Source organism: Sphingobium sp. CCH11-B1 (assembly GCF_001556865.1).
Lineage (GTDB): Bacteria > Pseudomonadota > Alphaproteobacteria > Sphingomonadales > Sphingomonadaceae > Sphingobium.
On sequence record NZ_LSJY01000101.1, the window covers coordinates 1 to 1,461 of the forward strand.

2 protein-coding genes are annotated in these 1,461 nt (G+C 57.8%); one reads left to right on the forward strand and one right to left on the reverse strand.

The window, feature by feature from the left end:
• The first annotated feature begins 79 nt into the window (after positions 1-79).
• Complete coding sequence (locus AX724_RS10980; protein WP_156448056.1) at positions 80-1,042, forward strand: LysR family transcriptional regulator; 963 nt, start codon at positions 80-82, stop codon at positions 1,040-1,042.
• Positions 1,043-1,047: 5 nt separating this feature from the next.
• Here AX724_RS10980 and AX724_RS10985 read toward each other — a convergent pair whose 3' ends face one another.
• The gene (locus AX724_RS10985) at positions 1,048-1,407 is read right to left on the reverse strand and encodes a hypothetical protein (protein ID WP_066766224.1); all 360 of its coding nucleotides are present in this window, start codon (positions 1,405-1,407) and stop codon (positions 1,048-1,050) included.
• Positions 1,408-1,461: the final 54 nt, after the last annotated feature.

Genomic DNA, 1,461 nt, shown 5'->3' on the forward strand with positions numbered 1-1,461 from the left:
GACACATCAAACCCGGCACGCCCCAGTGCAGCGGGCTCATGAATAAGCCGGGCTAATCATCCCAACCGGAGGATCCGCGATGCTGGACCTGAAGCGCCTTCGCTATTTTCTGGCTGTTGCTACCGAAAGCAGCTTCACCAGAGCGGCGGAAAAGCTGAATATGGCTCAGCCTCCCCTCAGTCGCCGGATCCACGAACTGGAGGAAGAACTGGGAACGAATCTATTCCAGCGCGACGTTCGCCCTCTGGCTTTGACCTCGGCCGGGAAGTTGTTTTACGAGCAATCTATTCAGATCGTCCAAAAGCTCGATCAGTTGAGCGTGACGATGAGACATCATCTGGGTATGGAGAGGCAGCGTTTCGCCATCGGACTTGTGCCTTCCGGTTTTCATGAACGGCTGCCCGATGTCCTGAGAAAGTTCCGGCTTCTCACACCGGATGTCGAACTATCCCTCTTGGAAATGACAAGCTTGGAGCAGGTCGAGGCGCTTAAAAATGGTCGGATCGATGCAGGACTGGGACGCATTCGTGTGGACGACCCGGGTATCGATCGAGTCATCCTTCGAGACGAAGTCATGCTGGTGGCCCTACCGCCGGGTCAGGCCCTGGTCGGTCACGGGCCGGTCGAGTTGGCGGACCTGACGTCAATGCCGCTGATTGTCTACCCTGCTGCGCTGAAGCCGAGCTATGCGGATCATATCCTGTCGCTCTTTCGCGATGCCGGCGTGGAGTTGCCGCAGATCATTGAGGTGCGTGAACTGCAGACCGCCCTTGTCCTGGTTGCAGCCGGGATGGGGGCCTGCATAATTCCCGCTTCCTCCAGACTCCTGGCCCATGCGGAAGTGTTGTTCCGCCCTTTGACGTCGCGTGCTACCTCACCCATCATCCTGATCCATCGCAGGGGCGACGAGGGGGCTTCGTTGCGAGACCTGCTTCGGACCTTCGCCGAATTATACACCGAATGGGGGTATACGGTTTCTGCAACGCTGCGTGAACGGACCGCCCTCGCGACCGCGAACCGGTCGGTGACGTCGCCCGTATGACGCAATCACCCATTTTGGATATCGCGCGCAATCATCATGTCGACCTCATGGATCTGGGCCGGAGAATAGCCAGCTTTGCTCAGACCATCTTGAAGTTGGTCCACACGGCTGTCGTCGTGTCTTTTCAACACGCAATAACGTCGCAGGATTTCCAGTTTCGGGTTGGCCAGGCCGGCGGCGCATCGAATGCCGAACACGCGCGCTATAAGTTTGCGCACGCGCGATTGTTCGAACGCCGTTTCCACGCCGTCCAGCCTGGACAATGCAATGACCTGAGTGGTTTCGCGATCGAGCGACGTGGCGTGTGGATGCCAGTCGTGCAATGGTGTTGCCCGATGGTGCATAGACAAGGTGCTGTCGAACATGTTAGCGTCCGCGCTCGTGGTGTAATTTTCGGTGGAGATTTAGGTGCTGCTGGT